The organism is Gemmatimonadota bacterium, from assembly GCA_021295815.1.
In the GTDB taxonomy this organism is placed as follows: Bacteria; Gemmatimonadota; Gemmatimonadetes; order Longimicrobiales; family Gaopeijiaceae; genus JAGWBQ01.
Genome location: JAGWBQ010000013.1, coordinates 13,071 through 28,386 on the forward strand (window position 1 = coordinate 13,071; position 15,316 = coordinate 28,386).

At 64.6% G+C, this 15,316-nt stretch carries 13 protein-coding genes; 11 read left to right on the plus strand and 2 right to left on the minus strand.

Annotation, left to right across the window (positions count from 1 at the left end):
• Position 1: 1 nt before the first annotated feature.
• From rpsD to rpmB, 5 genes are all read left to right on the plus strand, one after another.
• Complete coding sequence (gene rpsD / locus J4G12_06825) at positions 2 to 637, plus strand: 30S ribosomal protein S4 (protein ID MCE2455521.1); 636 nt, start codon at positions 2 to 4, stop codon at positions 635 to 637.
• Between the two features lie 12 nt (positions 638 to 649).
• Positions 650 to 1,747 carry a DNA-directed RNA polymerase subunit alpha gene (locus J4G12_06830; GenBank protein MCE2455522.1) on the plus strand — a complete coding sequence of 366 codons (1,098 nt, stop codon included), beginning with the start codon at positions 650 to 652 and terminating at the stop codon, positions 1,745 to 1,747.
• Positions 1,748 to 1,750: 3 nt separating this feature from the next.
• On the plus strand, positions 1,751 to 2,101 hold the full coding sequence (gene rplQ, locus J4G12_06835; GenBank protein MCE2455523.1) for a 50S ribosomal protein L17: 351 nt from the start codon (positions 1,751 to 1,753) through the stop codon (positions 2,099 to 2,101).
• 143 nt (positions 2,102 to 2,244) lie between these two features.
• Complete coding sequence (locus tag J4G12_06840) at positions 2,245 to 2,841, plus strand: hypothetical protein (GenBank protein ID MCE2455524.1); 597 nt, start codon at positions 2,245 to 2,247, stop codon at positions 2,839 to 2,841.
• Between the two features lie 8 nt (positions 2,842 to 2,849).
• Positions 2,850 to 3,047, plus strand: a complete 198-nt coding sequence (gene rpmB, locus J4G12_06845; protein ID MCE2455525.1) for a 50S ribosomal protein L28 — start codon at positions 2,850 to 2,852, stop codon at positions 3,045 to 3,047.
• A gap of 174 nt (positions 3,048 to 3,221) precedes the next feature.
• Here the strand turns inward: rpmB and J4G12_06850 are convergent, their stop codons facing one another.
• Both J4G12_06850 and secA read right to left on the minus strand, forming a co-directional pair.
• Complete coding sequence (locus tag J4G12_06850) at positions 3,222 to 5,456, minus strand: bifunctional (p)ppGpp synthetase/guanosine-3',5'-bis(diphosphate) 3'-pyrophosphohydrolase (protein MCE2455526.1); 2,235 nt, start codon at positions 5,454 to 5,456, stop codon at positions 3,222 to 3,224.
• Positions 5,457 to 5,495: 39 nt separating this feature from the next.
• Complete coding sequence (gene secA / locus J4G12_06855) at positions 5,496 to 8,873, minus strand: preprotein translocase subunit SecA (GenBank protein MCE2455527.1); 3,378 nt, start codon at positions 8,871 to 8,873, stop codon at positions 5,496 to 5,498.
• A 272-nt stretch (positions 8,874 to 9,145) separates the two neighbouring features.
• Here secA and J4G12_06860 point away from each other — a divergent pair, with 272 nt between their 5' ends.
• From J4G12_06860 to J4G12_06885, 6 genes are read left to right on the plus strand one after another with little or no spacing between them, the layout of a single operon-like run.
• Positions 9,146 to 9,448 carry a DNA cytosine methyltransferase gene (locus J4G12_06860; protein ID MCE2455528.1) on the plus strand — a complete coding sequence of 101 codons (303 nt, stop codon included), beginning with the start codon at positions 9,146 to 9,148 and terminating at the stop codon, positions 9,446 to 9,448.
• Positions 9,357 to 11,447: an excinuclease ABC subunit UvrB gene (uvrB, locus tag J4G12_06865; GenBank protein MCE2455529.1), complete on the plus strand. Its 2,091-nt coding sequence runs from the start codon at positions 9,357 to 9,359 to the stop codon at positions 11,445 to 11,447. Before J4G12_06860 ends, uvrB begins: the two co-directional genes overlap by 92 nt.
• Positions 11,444 to 12,772, plus strand: a complete 1,329-nt coding sequence (locus tag J4G12_06870) for a UDP-glucose/GDP-mannose dehydrogenase family protein (protein MCE2455530.1) — start codon at positions 11,444 to 11,446, stop codon at positions 12,770 to 12,772. Before uvrB ends, J4G12_06870 begins: the two co-directional genes overlap by 4 nt.
• 1 nt (position 12,773) lies before the next feature.
• A complete protein-coding gene (locus J4G12_06875) occupies positions 12,774 to 13,778 on the plus strand; it encodes an SDR family oxidoreductase (protein ID MCE2455531.1) in 1,005 nt (334 codons plus the stop codon).
• Positions 13,775 to 14,149 (plus strand): cupin domain-containing protein, encoded by a 375-nt coding sequence (locus J4G12_06880; protein ID MCE2455532.1) that lies wholly within the window; start codon positions 13,775 to 13,777, stop codon positions 14,147 to 14,149. The genes J4G12_06875 and J4G12_06880 overlap by 4 nt, the downstream gene beginning before the upstream one ends.
• Positions 14,149 to 15,156, plus strand: a complete 1,008-nt coding sequence (locus tag J4G12_06885; GenBank protein ID MCE2455533.1) for a tetratricopeptide repeat protein — start codon at positions 14,149 to 14,151, stop codon at positions 15,154 to 15,156. The genes J4G12_06880 and J4G12_06885 overlap by 1 nt, the downstream gene beginning before the upstream one ends.
• The last annotated feature ends 160 nt before the right edge of the window (positions 15,157 to 15,316 follow it).

A 15,316-nucleotide genomic window follows, 5' to 3' on the forward strand; every position in this document is an offset into this window, starting at 1 on the left:
GATGAGCAGGTATACCGGACCAGTATGCCGGCTATGTCGGCGCGAGGGTCAGAAGCTCTTCCTCAAGGGCCAGAAGTGCTACACCGAGGCGTGCCCGGTCGAGCGTCGCGGGTACCCGCCCGGGCAGCACGGCGCTGGTCAGGTGCGTCGGCGCAAGCAGTCCGACTACGCGCTCCAGCTTCGAGAGAAGCAGAAGGTCAAGCGGACCTACGGACTCAACGAGAAGCAGTTCCGCAACCTCTTCGACAAGGCCTCGCATCTCTCCGGGCGGACCGGCGACAACCTTATCGTCGCGCTTGAGACCCGGCTCGACAACATCGTTTTCCGCCTCGGACTGACAGTGTCCCGCAATCAGGCCAGACAGCTCGTTCGCCATCGTCACGTCCAGGTCAACGGCCGAGTGGTGGACATCCCCAGCTTCCAAGTGAGCGCCGGCGACGAGATCGCCATGCGCGACAAGTCGCGCAAGCTCGTGACCGTCGAAATGGCCTTGGCGGCCAGAACCAGACCTCAGCTTCCCGAGTGGTTGGCTCTCGACGAAAATGCCCTCAAAGGCAGGTTGGTGCGCACTCCGACGCGCCAGGACATCCCCCTCTCCGCGCAGGAGCAGCTCATCGTCGAGCTGTACTCGAAGTAGGAGGCGAACTTCTTGAGCAAGGACATCGACCTTACCGATCTGGTACTCCCGGAGCGGCTGGAACCCGAGGTCCAGCTCGGCGAGACCGAGCTGGATCGACGCAGCGGTACCTTCGTCATCGACCCGATGGAACGCGGTTTCGGCCATACCATGGGCAACGCGGTCCGACGTGTGCTGCTTTCGTCGCTCAGGGGAGCGGCCGTCTGGGCGTTCCGCGCCACCGGGGTAATGCATGAGCACCAGTCCATCGATGGCGTACGCGAAGACGTTCATCAGATCATCCAGAGTCTCAAGTCGCTCGGTGTGGCGCTGAGCCCCGATCTCGAAGACGCCAGACTCGTGCTCCAGGCCGACCGGCCCGGACCGATCACCGCCGGCCAGATCTCGCCGAAGGCGGGCGTAACCGTCCTCGACCCCGATCACTACATCTGCGAGTACAGGGGCAAGGAGTTGATCGAGATCGATCTGTACGTGAACAAGGGAAGAGGATTCGTGCTCGCCGACCAGCACCAGAAGCCCGACGGCATGCCGGTCGACCTGGTCTGCATCGACTCGATCTACAACCCCGTCAAGAAGGCCAACTTCAAGGTGGAGGAGACCCGGGTCGGGCAGCGCACCGACTTCGATCGACTCACCGTGGACGTGGAGACCGACGGCTCGATGACCCCGACCGACGCCCTCGCGTACGCCGCCGATCTGCTGCGCTGCCACCTGGAGTACATGCTGTACTTCAAGAGCGGTCGCATGCCGAAGTACTCGCCGGCGGTGGCGACACCGGTGACCGAGGTCATGCGGGAGCGGCTCATGTCCGAGCTAGACGACTTCCCCCAGATTCCGGTACGCGCGCGCAACAGCTTGCGAGTGGCTGGAATCACCAGGATGCGGGATCTCGTCGCCATGAGCGAGAAGCGGGTCCTTGAGGTCGACAAGCTGGGCAAGAAGCTGCTCTCGGAGATGAACGACGCCCTGAACCAGCTCGGCTTCACCTTCGACATGCATTTCGAGGAGAGGGTGGACGGTCGCCTTTACCTGCTGAGCTCCTCCCCCGACCAAGGTCGCAACGATTCGGGCCGGGCGCCGGCGCGCAGCCCAGCCGGCAGGAGCCGCTGAGCCGTGCGCCACCGCAAGAAGGGGAGACAGCTCTCCAGAACCGCGAGCCACCGGAAGGCCACCCTGCGCAACCTCGCGACGGCTCTCTTTCGGCACGGTCGCATCCGCACGACCACGGCGAAAGCCAAAGAGCTGCGCGGGTATGCCGAGAGACTGATCACGCTCGCCCGTCGCGGAGACCTGCACTCGCGCCGTCTCGTCGCCCGCAAGATTCAGGATCGGGATGTCGCGGGGCGGCTCTTCGACGAGATCGCGCCGCGCTACCTGGAGCGCCCCGGAGGCTATACACGCATCATCAAGCTCGGTCACCGAAAAGGCGATGCCGCCGAGATGTCGATCATCGAGCTCGTGTAGCGGTCCGTGGACACGGCGGCGGCTTGCGAATCGGCGTGCGCAACGGGCCACCGAGCGTTACCTTATCCGCCTTGGCGCGCGGCGGGCCCTGCGCCGCCTGCGCCTCACTTCAGCACACGAACGACAGCCGAGGGAAGCAAGTGATGAGCGACAACAGGCGTGGAGCCGTGAATCTGTCCACCATCCTCATGGTCATCGCGATTCTGGTCGTGGGTGGCTTCTTCTACTGGCTCTGGGACCAGGCTCAGATCGAGGCCGCACGCCAGGCCGAAGTTGCGGCCGCCGCCAGGGAAGCCGAAGAGGATGAGCCCGACATCTCCGAAGCGGTCATCGTGGATGTCGTCGCCCTGGGTCGGGACATGGAGGGCTTCGCGGGTCAGCTCGTGCAAATCGAGGGTGTCACCCACGGTGGGAACTTCGCCCGGCAGGGCTTCTATGCCGGCACCCAGACGCCGTTCCTGATCTCGGCGCCCGCCTTGGTCGCCGACACCGTTAACCCGGTCGCTGAACGCGGGGCGCTGACCCTCGTTGGCACCGTCGCCGAAGGAGGTACGGCGGTCTTCGAGTCCTGGCTCGCGGCCGGCACGATCAACGAGAGCGACATGATGATGGCCGACTTCGTCAACTACTACCTCGACCTGTTCGCCATCGTGGAAGCGGACGGGACCGTGGTGGAGATCGCCACGGCCGAGGAAGGCGATGACGAGGACGAAGAAAACGACTCCGGTTCGAGGAACTGACGCGACTCATGGCAAGGGTATGTGAAGTTTGCGGGAAGAGACCGCAGACAGGCAACAACGTCAGCCACGCGCACAACAAGACCAGACGGCGTTGGCTTCCGAATCTCCAAACTTTCCGCTACGAGGACTCCGCAGGGACGAGACGTCGGGCGCGGGTTTGCACGCAATGCATCCGCTCGGGGCGAATCACTCGCAAACCCTCCTGATTCGAACCTGCAAGCTCGCACCTCCCTTCCTGGCTCTTGGGAGCCGCTTGAAGCCGTACCATTCCCTATACTGACCTAGGCACGTCAGTTCACGAACACGGTGAGGTTCGGCAAAGGAACGATCCACTCGACCACCTGGGGAACTCTCCCGGCCGCGGGGGACGGCGTGAGGTTCTACGCCCAACCCAAATCGTCGTTCTCGAAGTGTTCTCGCCGCTGGACCTCGAAGACGCCGTTCACCCGTCGGATGGCCCTTCTAACCTTGGCCAGATGGGAAAGATCACGCACCTCGACGACGAACTCGCCGTGCATTCCGTCTTCCTTCGCACGCATGTCCGCGTGCTTGATATCGGTGCCGGTCTTGGTGATCGCCTTGGCCACGTCCGATAGCAGGCCCCTCCGGTCGCCGCCCCGCATGTAGAGTCTGACCAGGAAGCGGTCCTGCTGTTCGGCGGACCACTCGATCTCGATGCGGCGATCCTCGTCACCGGCGAGCACGAGCACGTTGGGGCAGTCGGTTCGGTGGATGGAGACGCCGCGTCCGCGCGTGATATAGCCGAGAACGTCGTCGCCGGGCACCGGCTGACAGCAGCGGGAGTACCGCACCAGCATGTTTTCCATCCCCTGGATGCTCACCCCCTTGCTCGAGACTCGCAGCTTGGATGCCAGGCGCTCCAACGGATTGCGTCTTGGCTGGTCGACCTTGGCCAGATCGCGGTCGGGATAGAGCTGACGCATCACCGCCGTGGGGCCGACATCGCCTCTGCCCAGCGCCGCCAGCACCATTTCGAAGGACTCCTGGTCGAGCTCACTTGCCACCTCGGCCCGCTTCTTCTTGTCCTTGGTGAGGAGGAGGCGGGCCTTCCGCATCTCCCTTTCGAGCAGGTCTCGGCCCAGCCTCACCGCTGAATCGTGCTCTTCGCGTTTGATCCAATGGCGGATGCGTCCCCGTGCGCGGGCGCTCCTCACGACCCTCAGCCACCCTCGGCTGGGACGCTGGCGCGGATCGGTTCGGATCTCGACCGTATCGCCGTTCTTGAGCACGTGGGAAATCTGGACGATGCGGCCGTTCACCTTGGCGCCCGCGCAATGATGCCCCACGTCGGTGTGGACCGAGTAGGCGAAGTCTATGGGGGTGGCGCCGAGCGGGAGAGCCTTGACGTTGCCCTTGGGAGTGAAGACGAAGATCTCGTTGGCGAAGAGCTCCATGTGCATGAGATCGATGAACTCTTCGGGCTCGGACGCGTCCTTTTGCCAATCCATGATCTGCCTGAACCAGGTAAGAGCGTCGTCGGCTTCCCTGTTCTTCTTCTTCTGGCTGTTGTTCTGCTCCTTGTAGCGCCAGTGGGCCGCGATCCCGAACTCGGCCGTCCGATGCATCTGCCTGGTCCGAATCTGGATCTCGTAGCGCTTGCCTCCAGGCCCGAACACCGTGGTATGGAGCGACTGGTACTTGTTCGATTTGGGTGTCGCGATATAGTCGTGGAAACGCTCCGAGATGGGTGTCCACAGGGAGTGGACGATTCCGAGAGCCCCATAGCAATCCGCAACCGTCTCGGTCAGCACCCTCATGGCCATGACGTCGTAGATCTCTTCGAATGGCAGCTTGCGCGCCGTCATCTTGCGATGAATCGACCAGAGATGCTTCGGTCTGCCGCTCACAGTCGCCCGAACTCCGGCATCTTCCAAGGCTTCCGAGAGCGGAAGGCGCAGTCTGTCGATCTCTCGTTCCCGGTCCTGTCGTCGCTGACGGACCTGTCTGGTCAGCGACTCGTACGCATCCCGTTCCAGGAATTTGAAAGCGAGGTCCTCCAGCTCCCAGCGAACCGCCCCCATTCCGAGGCGGTGTGCCATGGGAGCGTAGACTTCGCGGGTCTCAAGGGCGATCCGTCGCCTCTTGATGCCGGTCAGGTGCTCGAGGGTCCGCATGTTGTGGAGGCGGTCGCCGAGCTTTACCAGAATGACACGGACGTCTTCGGTGATCGAGAGCAGCATCTTGCGGTAGTTGCGCGCCTGCTGCTCGGTCGCCGATTCGAAGGGTACCTGTCCGATCTTGGTCACCCCGTTCACGATGGTCGCGACCGCCTCACCGAAGCGCTCGCTCACATCGTCGAGGCTCAGCTCGGTGTCTTCGACCACGTCGTGGAGCAACGCGGCGACGATCGTGTCGGTGTCGAGGTAGATGGCGGCCATGATTCTGGCCACTTCCGCGACGTGGGTCACGTAGCTCTCGCCCGAAGCCCGCTTCTGCCCGGCGTGCGCGCTCTTGGCCACTTCGTAGGCTCGAGCGATCCGGCCGACGTCGAGCCTGTCGACATTCGTCCGAATCACCTCGGCGAGGTTGCGAGGCAGGGTGCCGACCGGATCGTCGGGAGCTCCCTCGCGCTCGTCAGCAACCGGTTTCGTCACAGTCGCCATCTGCGGTTCTGAACCGGCGCTACCGGCCGGTCACCTCCCGCAGCACTTCTTGTACTTCTTTCCACTCCCGCATTCGCATGGGGAGTTGCGACCGGGCCGGCGCTCCGCGACCACCGGACGTCGCGCCGTTCCTGCCCGGTTCGTCGACAGCGTCGCAGGATCGGGGCCCGCCTCGCTGGCCGTGAGTCCGGGAATGGCGGCCAGGCCCCGGCCCGGGGTGCCGACGGCTCCCAACCCGGCGCCCGGTCCGCCGACGTTGCCCGCCCCCGCCGCAGCGGCCACGCCGGCCCTGGGGACCGCAGCGGCCCGTCGGGGTTGGCCGGGTCTGCCGGCGGCGGTCCTCCTGCCGCCGGAGGACGTGACTCTCCTTCCGACCCCGGTTCCCTGGGTCACCGTCCGTCCGCTCGCGGCGCCCGCCCGCCCGGCCTGGGTCGGTGCGGGCGCGAGCTGCGCCCGGAAGAAGACGCTCGCCACCGATTTGCGCAGGTCCGCCATCAGGTCGACGAAGGTCGAGTAGGCTTCCTTCTTGTACTCGACGAGAGGATCCTTCTGACCCCAACCTCGAAATCCGATAGATGACCGGAGGTGATCGAGGTCGTAGAGGTGCTCCTTCCATTTCTCGTCGATCACCGAAAGCATGATGAAGCTCGCCACCTTCTCCCGGTGCTCGCCCAACGACTCCAGCTTGCGGTCGAAGGCCTCGTGAAGGTGACCTACCACGGCCTCCTCCAATTCGTCGCGGCCGAGCTCCGGAAACTCGTCGTCCCTGCTCGCGGGGAGCATGGGAACGAGGGTCATGTAGTCGAGAACGAGCTTCTGGCGCAGGCCGAACAGCTCCCAGTCCTCGGCACCGGCGGACGCGGGCGCGTACTCTTCGATCGTCGTCCTCGTGGAGTGCTCTATCATGTCGAGCATCTCGCCCTTGAGGTCCTCGCCACCTTCCAAGGCGAAGAGGCGGAGATCGTAAATGACCTCGCGCTGCTGATTCATGACGTCGTCGTAATCGAGCAGTCGCTTGCGAGCCTCGAAGTTGTTGACCTCGACCTTCTTCTGCGCCCGTTCGATCGCCTTGGTGACCAGACCGGCGGTAATGACCTCTCCCTCCTGGACGCCGAAACGGTCCATCACTCCCGCGACGCGATCTGAGGCGAAGAGACGCATGAGGTTGTCTTCCAGGGAGAGATAGAACTGCGACGCTCCCGGATCTCCCTGGCGTCCTGCTCGACCCCGAAGCTGCCGGTCGATGCGGCGCGAGTCGTGGCGTTCGGACCCGACGATGTGCAGGCCGCCGAATTCGACCACGTCGTCGTCGTTGTGGGCGTTGATCTTCGAAGCCTTCACCGGATCGATCGGGAGGGCGTCCTCGAGCGAGACGCCCCGCTCCTTCAGCCACCCCAGGGTGCGTGCCTCGCGCACGCCCTCGCCCAGTTTGATGTCGGTTCCGCGTCCGGCCATGTTGGTGGCGATGGTGACGGCCCCAGGAAGCCCGGCGTTGGCCACGATCTCGGACTCGCTCTTGTGGTGCTTGGCGTTGAGCACCTGATGACGGATGCCGCGCCGCTTGAGCATGCGCGAGAAGGTCTCCGAGATATCGACGTTCGTCGTTCCGATGAGGACCGGCAGCTCCATGCGGTTGAGCCGCTCGATCTCGTCCATGATCGCGTTGTACTTCTCCCGCTTGGTGCGGAAGATGAGGTCGTCGCAGTCGTCGCGGACTATGGGGCGGTTGGTAGGGATAACGAAGACGTCGAGACCGTAGATCTCGTGGAACTCGTTTTCCTCGGTCTCGGCGGTCCCGGTCATTCCGGCCAGCTTGCCGTACATCCGGAAGTAGTTCTGGATAGTGATCGTGGCGAGAGTCTGGGTCTCCCCGCGGATCTCGACGCCCTCCTTGGCCTCAACCGCCTGGTGCAGCCCGTCCGACCATCGCCTTCCCGGCATCTGTCTGCCGGTGAACTCGTCGACGATCACGACCTCGCCGTTCTCGCCGATGATGTACTTCTCGTCGCGGTGGTAGAGGGTGTGGGCCTTGAGCAGTTGATGGATGACGTGGATGCGTTCGCTCTTGGCTGCGTACTCGGCCTCGACCTCGGTCAGCCGCTCGCGCTTCTCCTCGACCGAAAGTCCGTGGTCGCGCTCCATCTCGCCGAGTTCGGCCGAGAGGTCGGGAGCGGTGAAGGCGTCCGGATCGTCGGGCGAGAGCTCGTCCAGACCACGATCCGAGAGGTGGACCGAATGCCCTTTCTCGTCCATGGCGAAGTAGAGGAGCTCGTCGATCTCGTGGAGTCGCTTGTCGCGAATGAAATCCGACTCGACCTTGGAGACCATGACCTGAACGGAGGGATCCTCCGCGAACATCTTCATGAGCTTGCGGTGGCGCGGCGTGCCGCGCTTGACGGCGAGCAGCTTTTCGCCGGCCTCGCGTTCCTCCCCGCTCTCGAGCTGCGCCTGGGCTTCGGCCACCATCTGATTCGCGACCCGGAGCTGCTTGCGGTACAGCGAAGCGACGATCGGGTTGTACTGCTTGAAGGGAGTCGAGGTGTCGCGGCCCACCGGTCCCGAGATGATCAGTGGCGTGCGCGCCTCGTCGATCAGGATCGAGTCCACCTCGTCGATAATCGCGTAGGCATGCTCGCCCTGCACTCTCTGCTCGAGAGCGTGCACCATGTTGTCGCGCAGATAGTCGAACCCGAATTCGTTGTTGGTGCCGTAGGTGATGTCCGCCCGGTAGGCCGCGCGACGTTCCGGAGAGCCCGGTCGGTGCAGGTCGATGACGTCGACCGACACGCCCAGGAAACCGAATACGGCACCCATCCATTCGGCGTCGCGCTGAGCGAGATACGAGTTCACGGTGACCAGGTGCACGCCCCGGCCGGTTAGGGCGTTCAGGTAGAGCGGCATGGTGGCGACCAAGGTCTTGCCTTCTCCGGTGGCCATCTCCGCCACTTTGCCCCGGTGGAGGGCGATGGCGCCCACGAGCTGAACGTCGTAGGGAATCATGTCCCACACGAGCTTCTGGCCGGTGACGACGAACTCCCTACCCATGAGGCGTCGGCAGGCATCCTTCACCACGGCGAAGGCCTCGGGAAGGATCTCCTCGAGAACCCGCTCGATCGCCTTGTTCAGTTCCGACTCCAGATCGGAGATGCTCATGGAGAGCGACTCCCGTTCCGATCCGTCCTTGGAGACTCGCTTGCGCTCGCGCAGTTCGGCGATCTCGGTGCGCAGGTCTTCGACCCGGGAGCTTATGACCTCCCGGAAATAGTCGGTCCTGCTCTTCAGCTCGTCGTCCGAAAGCCCTGTCAGCTCATCGGCCAGCTCGTTTATCCGCCCGACGAGAGGCTCGAGCTTCTTGGCTTCCCGCTTATGTCTGGAGCCCAGAAGGGCTTTGGCTGCTGCTCTGATCATGGAACCGGCATACCCCCGGGCGGGATGGGCGGTCCGGCTCGGGGCTCGTCGGGGCGGTCGTGCAGGCGAACCGTGCCGGCCATCGGACCTCCCAACGGACCCTCCGGTGAACCCCGAAGGGAACCTTGACCGCCAGCCGAAGACCTGTTTCCTTTCCGTGACGGAACGGAGGCAGCCGAAGACCTGTTTCCTCTCCATAAGGGACGGAGGCAGCCGATGACCACCAGCGAGATGACCGGGACGGGTGCCGAGCTGGGCGAGCGCTCACTGACATCGAAAACGCCGATCTGGTGCCGGACCACGACGTCCTCTTCGCCGGTCTGCCGTTCCAGCCGTTCAGCGTCGTCGGTGGGCGGAAGGGCATGGCCGACCCTGGAAGCCGTTCTGGAAGACGATCCGCCACTCGAAGCGTTCTGTGTCTGCGTCTGACCTGCCCCGTCCGAAGGGCATGTGCCCGACACCAGGGGAGTCGGCGGGCCGTTCATGCAACTGTTTCCGGCAAACTCCCCGCCGACCGCCAGAACGCTTCCAGACCAATGGATACCGCTAGGACACCCCTCACAAGCGTTGACTGACTTCCGGCTGGTATCCGACTTTGAACCGGCGGGCGACCAGCCCGAGGCCATCCGGGCTCTCGGGGACGGACTTGTTCGCGGCGCCCGCGACCAGGTTCTCCTCGGCGCGACCGGCACCGGCAAGACCTTTACCATCGCCAACGTGATCGCGCAGTACGGGCGCCCCACGCTCGTGATGTCGCACAACAAGACTCTCGCGGCTCAGCTCTACGGCGAACTCAAGGCCCTCTTCCCGCACAACGCCGTCGAGTACTTCATCTCCTACTACGACTACTACCAGCCCGAGGCCTACCTCCCCTCCACAGACACCTACATAGAGAAGGACGCTTCGATAAACGAGGACATCGAGCGCCTCCGTCTGCGTGCCACATCGTCTCTGGTGGAGCGGGAGGACGTGATCGTGGTAGCGTCGGTCTCGTGCATCTACGGACTCGGCAACCCGGTCGACTACCGCAAGCTGATGCTCCATCTCTCGACCGGGCAACGGAAGCGGAGGCGCGACATCCTCCAGGGACTCGTCGACATCCAGTATCGGCGCAACGACTACCTGTTCGAACGAGGCAATTTCAGGGTGCGTGGCGACACCGTCGAGATCTTCCCTTCCTACGAGGAGCAGGGGGTACGCGTCGAGCTTTGGGGCGACGAAGTGGACCGCATCACTCGTTTCGATCCGCTTACCGGCGATACCGTCGCGGAACTCGAGCGCACCGCCATCTACCCGGCCAGCCACTACGTGACGGAGCGCAGCACGCTCGAAGAGATGGCGCCTCCGATCCGCAGGGAGCTTGAGGACCAGCTCGAACACTTCCGCAGCCACAACCTCCTGCTCGAGGCCCAGCGACTCGAGCAGCGCACGAATTTCGACCTCGAGATGATGCTCGAGATCGGTACCTGCCCGGGGATCGAGAACTATTCGCTCTACACCAGCCGTCGCCGGCCGGGGGAACGGCCGGCCTGTCTGATCGACTACTTTCCGGCGGATCACCTTACCGTGGTCGACGAGTCCCACGTCAGCCTGCCCCAGATACACGGAATGTATCGCGGCGACCGTTCGCGCAAGCGCACCCTTGTTGAACACGGCTTTCGACTTCCCTCGGCTCTCGACAACCGCCCGCTTAAATTCGAGGAATGGGAGGCGCTCGTGCCTAAGGTAATCTACGTTTCGGCCACGCCCGGCGACTGGGAGCTGGCAAGGGCCGGGGGGGCGGTCGAGCAGATCATCCGTCCTACGGGACTCGTGGATCCGGAGGTCGAAGTGAGGCCGGTGCAGGGACAGGTGGACGACCTGCTTGCCGAGATCCGCGAGCGGGAACGAAGATCGGAGCGGGTCCTGGTCACCACCCTGACCAAGCGGATGGCGGAAGATCTTTCCGAGTATCTGCAATCGGTCGGAGTGAAGGTGCGCTACATGCACTCGGAGGTGAAGACCATCGAGCGCACCGGGATTCTGCGCAAATTGCGGCTGGGCCACATCGACGTGCTCGTCGGCATCAATCTGCTGCGGGAAGGGCTCGATCTTCCCGAGGTCTCGCTGGTTGCCATACTCGACGCCGACAAGGAAGGATTCCTGCGCGACGCCCGCTCGCTCATCCAGACCATCGGCAGAGCGGCCCGCAACGCCGATTCCAGGGCGATACTCTACGCGGATACCGTCACCGAATCGATGAAGCGGTGTATCACGGAAACCAATCGCCGGCGACGCATCCAGCGCGCCCACAATCTGGAACACGGCATCGTCCCGGTGACCGTACGCAAGTCGATGGAGGAGATCGAGTTTTCGACGCGCGTCGCGGATGCCGCAACCGCTCCTATGGCGTTAGCGGACTCGGAGGAGGGCTGGGACGGAGCCGACATCGGAGAGCTGATAGCGACCATGAAGCAGGAGATGGCCGACGCCGCCGGCGAACTCGATTTCGAGCGTGCGGCCAGGATTCGTGACCGCATCCTCGAGATCGAGGCCTCGGACGCGAGGAAAGCCAATGCGCAAGCGGTCCGATGAAGGTCTCGGTGATCGGGAGCGGATATGTGGGACTGGTGGTGGGCGCTTGCCTTTCGGATTCGGGCCACTCCGTCATCTGCGCCGACGTGGACGCCGCAAAGGTCAGACGACTGAACCAGGGCGAGATTCCCATCTGGGAGCCCGGGCTGGAGGCGATCGTGCGCACCAATCTCGCCGCCGGCAGATTGAGCTTCACCACCGACGTACCCGACGCGGTGCGCCGTTCCCGAGTGATATTCATAGCCGTGTCGACGCCCCCCGGAGGGGGGGGAGAGGCCGATCTGGGCAACGTCCTCGACGTGGCGCGGGTCATCGGCGCTTCGATGGACGGCGAGAGGATCGTTGTCACCAAGAGCACGGTTCCGGTGGGAACGTCCGAACTTGTGCGCACCGAGATCGAGGGCCGCTCCGAGTGGCCGGTGCACATCTGCTCGAATCCGGAGTTCCTCAAGGAGGGCACGGCCGTCAACGACTTCGTACGTCCCGACCGGGTCGTGATCGGAGCCGATTCCGAGGTCGCGGTCGAGGCTCTGCGCAGGCTTTACCAGCCCTTCATACGCACCGGCGCCCCCATTTTGGTCATGAGCGTCGCCTCGGCCGAGATCGCGAAGTACGCCGCCAACGCCATGCTCGCCACCCGCATCTCGTTCATGAACTCCGTCGCCACTCTCTGCGATGCGGTGGGTGCGGATGTCGCGGAGGTACGGGCGGCCGTGGGAACCGACAGGCGTATCGGCCCGTCCTTCCTTTTCCCGGGGGTCGGCTACGGCGGGTCGTGCTTCCCGAAGGACGTCGAGGCGCTCTCCCGCACCTTGGAGGAGAAGGGCATAGACGACTCCATCCTGCGCGGAGTCACCCAGGTGAACGAGCGCCAGAAGAGGCTTCCGCTCAGGCGGCTCCGCGCCCGCTACGGAGAATTGGAGGGCAGACGGATCGCCGTGTGGGGACTCTCCTTCAAGCCCGAGACCGACGACATGCGCGAGGCTCCCAGCCTGGTCACCCTCAGGGGGCTGGTCGAAGCGGGAGCCCGGACAAGCGCCCACGACCCCGTCGCGATGAACGAGGCCCGACGCATCTTCGGCGAGAGGCCCGAGCTTTCCTTCATGGAGGACCAGTATCAGGTTCTGGATGATGCCGAGGCCCTGCTGATCCACACGGAGTGGCTGCCGTATCGCAGCCCGGACTTCAGACGCATGAAGGAGCTCATGGCCAAGCCTTTCGTGATCGACGGTCGCAACCTTTACGACCCTGGGTCGATGGCGAAGAGGGGCTTCGACTACTCCTGCGTCGGCAGGCTGCGGGTCGCTCCCGAGGTCCGGCACTGATATGCGAGTTCTGGTAACCGGCGCCGCAGGCTTTCTGGGCTCGCATCTGGCTGAGCGATTTCTTGTTGACGGTCACTCCGTGATCGGGCTCGACTCGATCGTCACCGGAGCGGTCGAGAACGTGAGTCTTCTGGAAGGCTATCCCGGCTTCACGTTCGTCTCCGGAGACGTGCGCTCGGAGGTCGAGGTCGACGGCCAGCTCGACGGCGTCCTGCACTTCGCTTCGCGCGCTTCCCCTCGTGACTATCTCGACGCCCCGGTCGAGACGCTGGAGACGGGAAGCGTCGGCACCGGAAATGCGCTTGCGCTCGCCGACCGCAAGGGCGCCCGCTTCCTCCTGGCTTCCACCTCCGAGGTCTACGGAGATCCGACGGTCCATCCGCAGCCCGAAGGCTACTGGGGCTCTGTGAATCCGATCGGTGTGCGAGGCTGCTACGACGAGGCCAAGCGCTTCGCCGAGGCGCTCACCATGGCCTGGCGGCGCAGCGAGGGGCTCGACACCCGCATCGCCCGCATCTTCAACATGTACGGTCCCCGCCTGCGTCCTCACGACGGGCGCGTGGTATCGAACTTCATCTTCCAAGCGCTCTCGGGCCAGCCGCTCACCATTTTCGGCGACGGCTCCCAGACGCGTTCGCTCTGCTACGTGAGCGACGGCGTCGAGGGCATCTACCGGCTCTTCCGTTCCGATTACGCGGGACCGGTGAACATCGGAAACCCGGCGGAGATGACGGTGCGCGAGATCGCGACCGCCGTGGCCGAGCTGGTGGGCTCGACGGCCGGGGTCACCGCCCTGCCGCTCCCCGACGACGACCCCAAGGTGCGCTGCCCCGACATTTCGCTCGCCAGAAGGGTCCTCGGATGGGAGCCGAAGGTCGATCTCCGGAAGGGGCTGGGCAGAACCATCTCCCACTTCCGCGCGCAGATCGCCGCCGGCTACGAGGGCGGGGCTCGCACGGGAGCATCCACGGGAGGGCTCGCCGGGTGGGAACCGGAACGACGATGAAGTCCGGGACGGGAGTGCGCAGGGTGGACAAGCCCTGGGGTTACGAGCTGATCTGGGCCGAAACTTCCGACTACGTGGGCAAGCATCTGCACGTACGAGCCGGGCAGGCGCTCTCTCTGCAGTATCACGAGACGAAGGACGAAACCATTTTCGTACACTCGGGCGTCGTGACCGTGACCTTCGGCGAGTCGATGGAAGACCTCCGGACCAGAACCATGCGACCAGGTGAGGCCATCCGATTGCCTCCGGGGACGATCCACCGGATGGTCGCCGAGACCGACGTCGATCTCTTCGAAGCCTCCACACCCCAGCTCGACGACCTCGTGCGGCTTGACGACAGCTACGGACGCACGGGAACGAGCGAGCCGTGATGACGCTCGGCGGGCTGTCCCGGACGCTTCCCCCGTCGAGCGTCGCGCCGCGCCGTTCTCGGCGCTCGTGCGGGATCGTCCACGGCTTGCTGGCGGGCCTCCTGGCGTTCGCGGCTTGTGTCCCGCCGGACGCGGAGATCGACTCGACCGTGCGCGGGGATCTCGCGTTCGCAAAGGGCGATTTCGAGGAAGCTCTGGCCGAGTACCGTCTTGCCCTTACCCAGGCGGGCGGGTCCGACATCGACCTCATGCTCCGACTCGCCCACACCTACGCCGCCTCCGGGAGGGCGGACCAGGCGGCGCGCGAGTACGAGCGACTCGTCGAATTGCGGCCCTCCCTAAGCGATCAGGCCGTCGCGGATCTCATGCGAATCGCCACCGAAGCCATGGAGAGCGCCGACACCTACGCCATGGCGCGAGCGGTCGACGCCGCGTTGAAGATCCGTCCCGGGTTGGGGATCGGCCCGCCGCCTCTCGACCTGGCCCGCCACTACTATGCCAGCGGCGAGTACGGGATGGCGCTCCCGTTCTACCACATGGCGATCGCGGGCTCGACCGACTCGGTTCCCGAGATCGTCTTCGAGGTGGGCAGGGCGCACGAGGAGATCGGCGATTGCCGCAACGCTCTTGCCTACTTCGAGCAATTCAGAGAGATGGTGGGAAGCAGGGAACGCGACGAGGTCGACTGGTTCATCGGCAACTGCGCCTTCGCACGGGCGCAGGAGATAGCTGCGGAGGAAGGCTCCGACAGCGATCTGGAGGAGGCGCTCAGGTTGCTCGACAGGGTCACCGAGGTCGGGGAGCCGCGCAACCGGCTGGCGGAGGTGTGGTTCGAAAAGGGAAATCTGCTCTCGGAGCTCAGGCGGTGCGACGCGGCCATGGCGGCGTTCGCGATGGTGATGGAACTGGACCCCGGCGGCTCATTGGGTTCGCGAGCGCGGGCCGCATACGACCGGGTCCGCTTCGGTGGCGCCGGGATCGCCGATCTGATCGGCAGGTGCCACTGAGGCCCGAGTCCCGGAACAGGCCTCCCCGCAGTCCATGACGGCCCGTGGACCAAGCCTCCTACGGCAGCGCGACGCTGCATCCGCGCTGGGCGGCGCGTTCGGTGCTCGTGCAGGTTCGGTCACGGGCGGCCGAGCTGCCGGACACGCACCGATCCCGATG

Bases quoted from the DNA above. Each gene is read 5' to 3' on its own strand.
- rpsD (MCE2455521.1), top strand. From the start codon at position 2: ATGAGCAGGTATACCGGACCAGTATGCCGGCTATGTCGGCGCGAGGGT.
- J4G12_06840 (MCE2455524.1), top strand. From the start codon at position 2,245: ATGAGCGACAACAGGCGTGGAGCCGTGAATCTGTCCACCATCCTCATG.
- rpmB (MCE2455525.1), top strand. From the start codon at position 2,850: ATGGCAAGGGTATGTGAAGTTTGCGGGAAGAGACCGCAGACAGGCAAC.
- secA (MCE2455527.1), bottom strand. From the start codon at position 8,873: ATGATCAGAGCAGCAGCCAAAGCCCTTCTGGGCTCCAGACATAAGCGG.
- uvrB (MCE2455529.1), top strand. From the start codon at position 9,357: ATGCAACTGTTTCCGGCAAACTCCCCGCCGACCGCCAGAACGCTTCCA.
- J4G12_06870 (MCE2455530.1), top strand. From the start codon at position 11,444: ATGAAGGTCTCGGTGATCGGGAGCGGATATGTGGGACTGGTGGTGGGC.
- J4G12_06875 (MCE2455531.1), top strand. From the start codon at position 12,774: ATGCGAGTTCTGGTAACCGGCGCCGCAGGCTTTCTGGGCTCGCATCTG.
- J4G12_06880 (MCE2455532.1), top strand. From the start codon at position 13,775: ATGAAGTCCGGGACGGGAGTGCGCAGGGTGGACAAGCCCTGGGGTTAC.
- J4G12_06885 (MCE2455533.1), top strand. From the start codon at position 14,149: ATGACGCTCGGCGGGCTGTCCCGGACGCTTCCCCCGTCGAGCGTCGCG.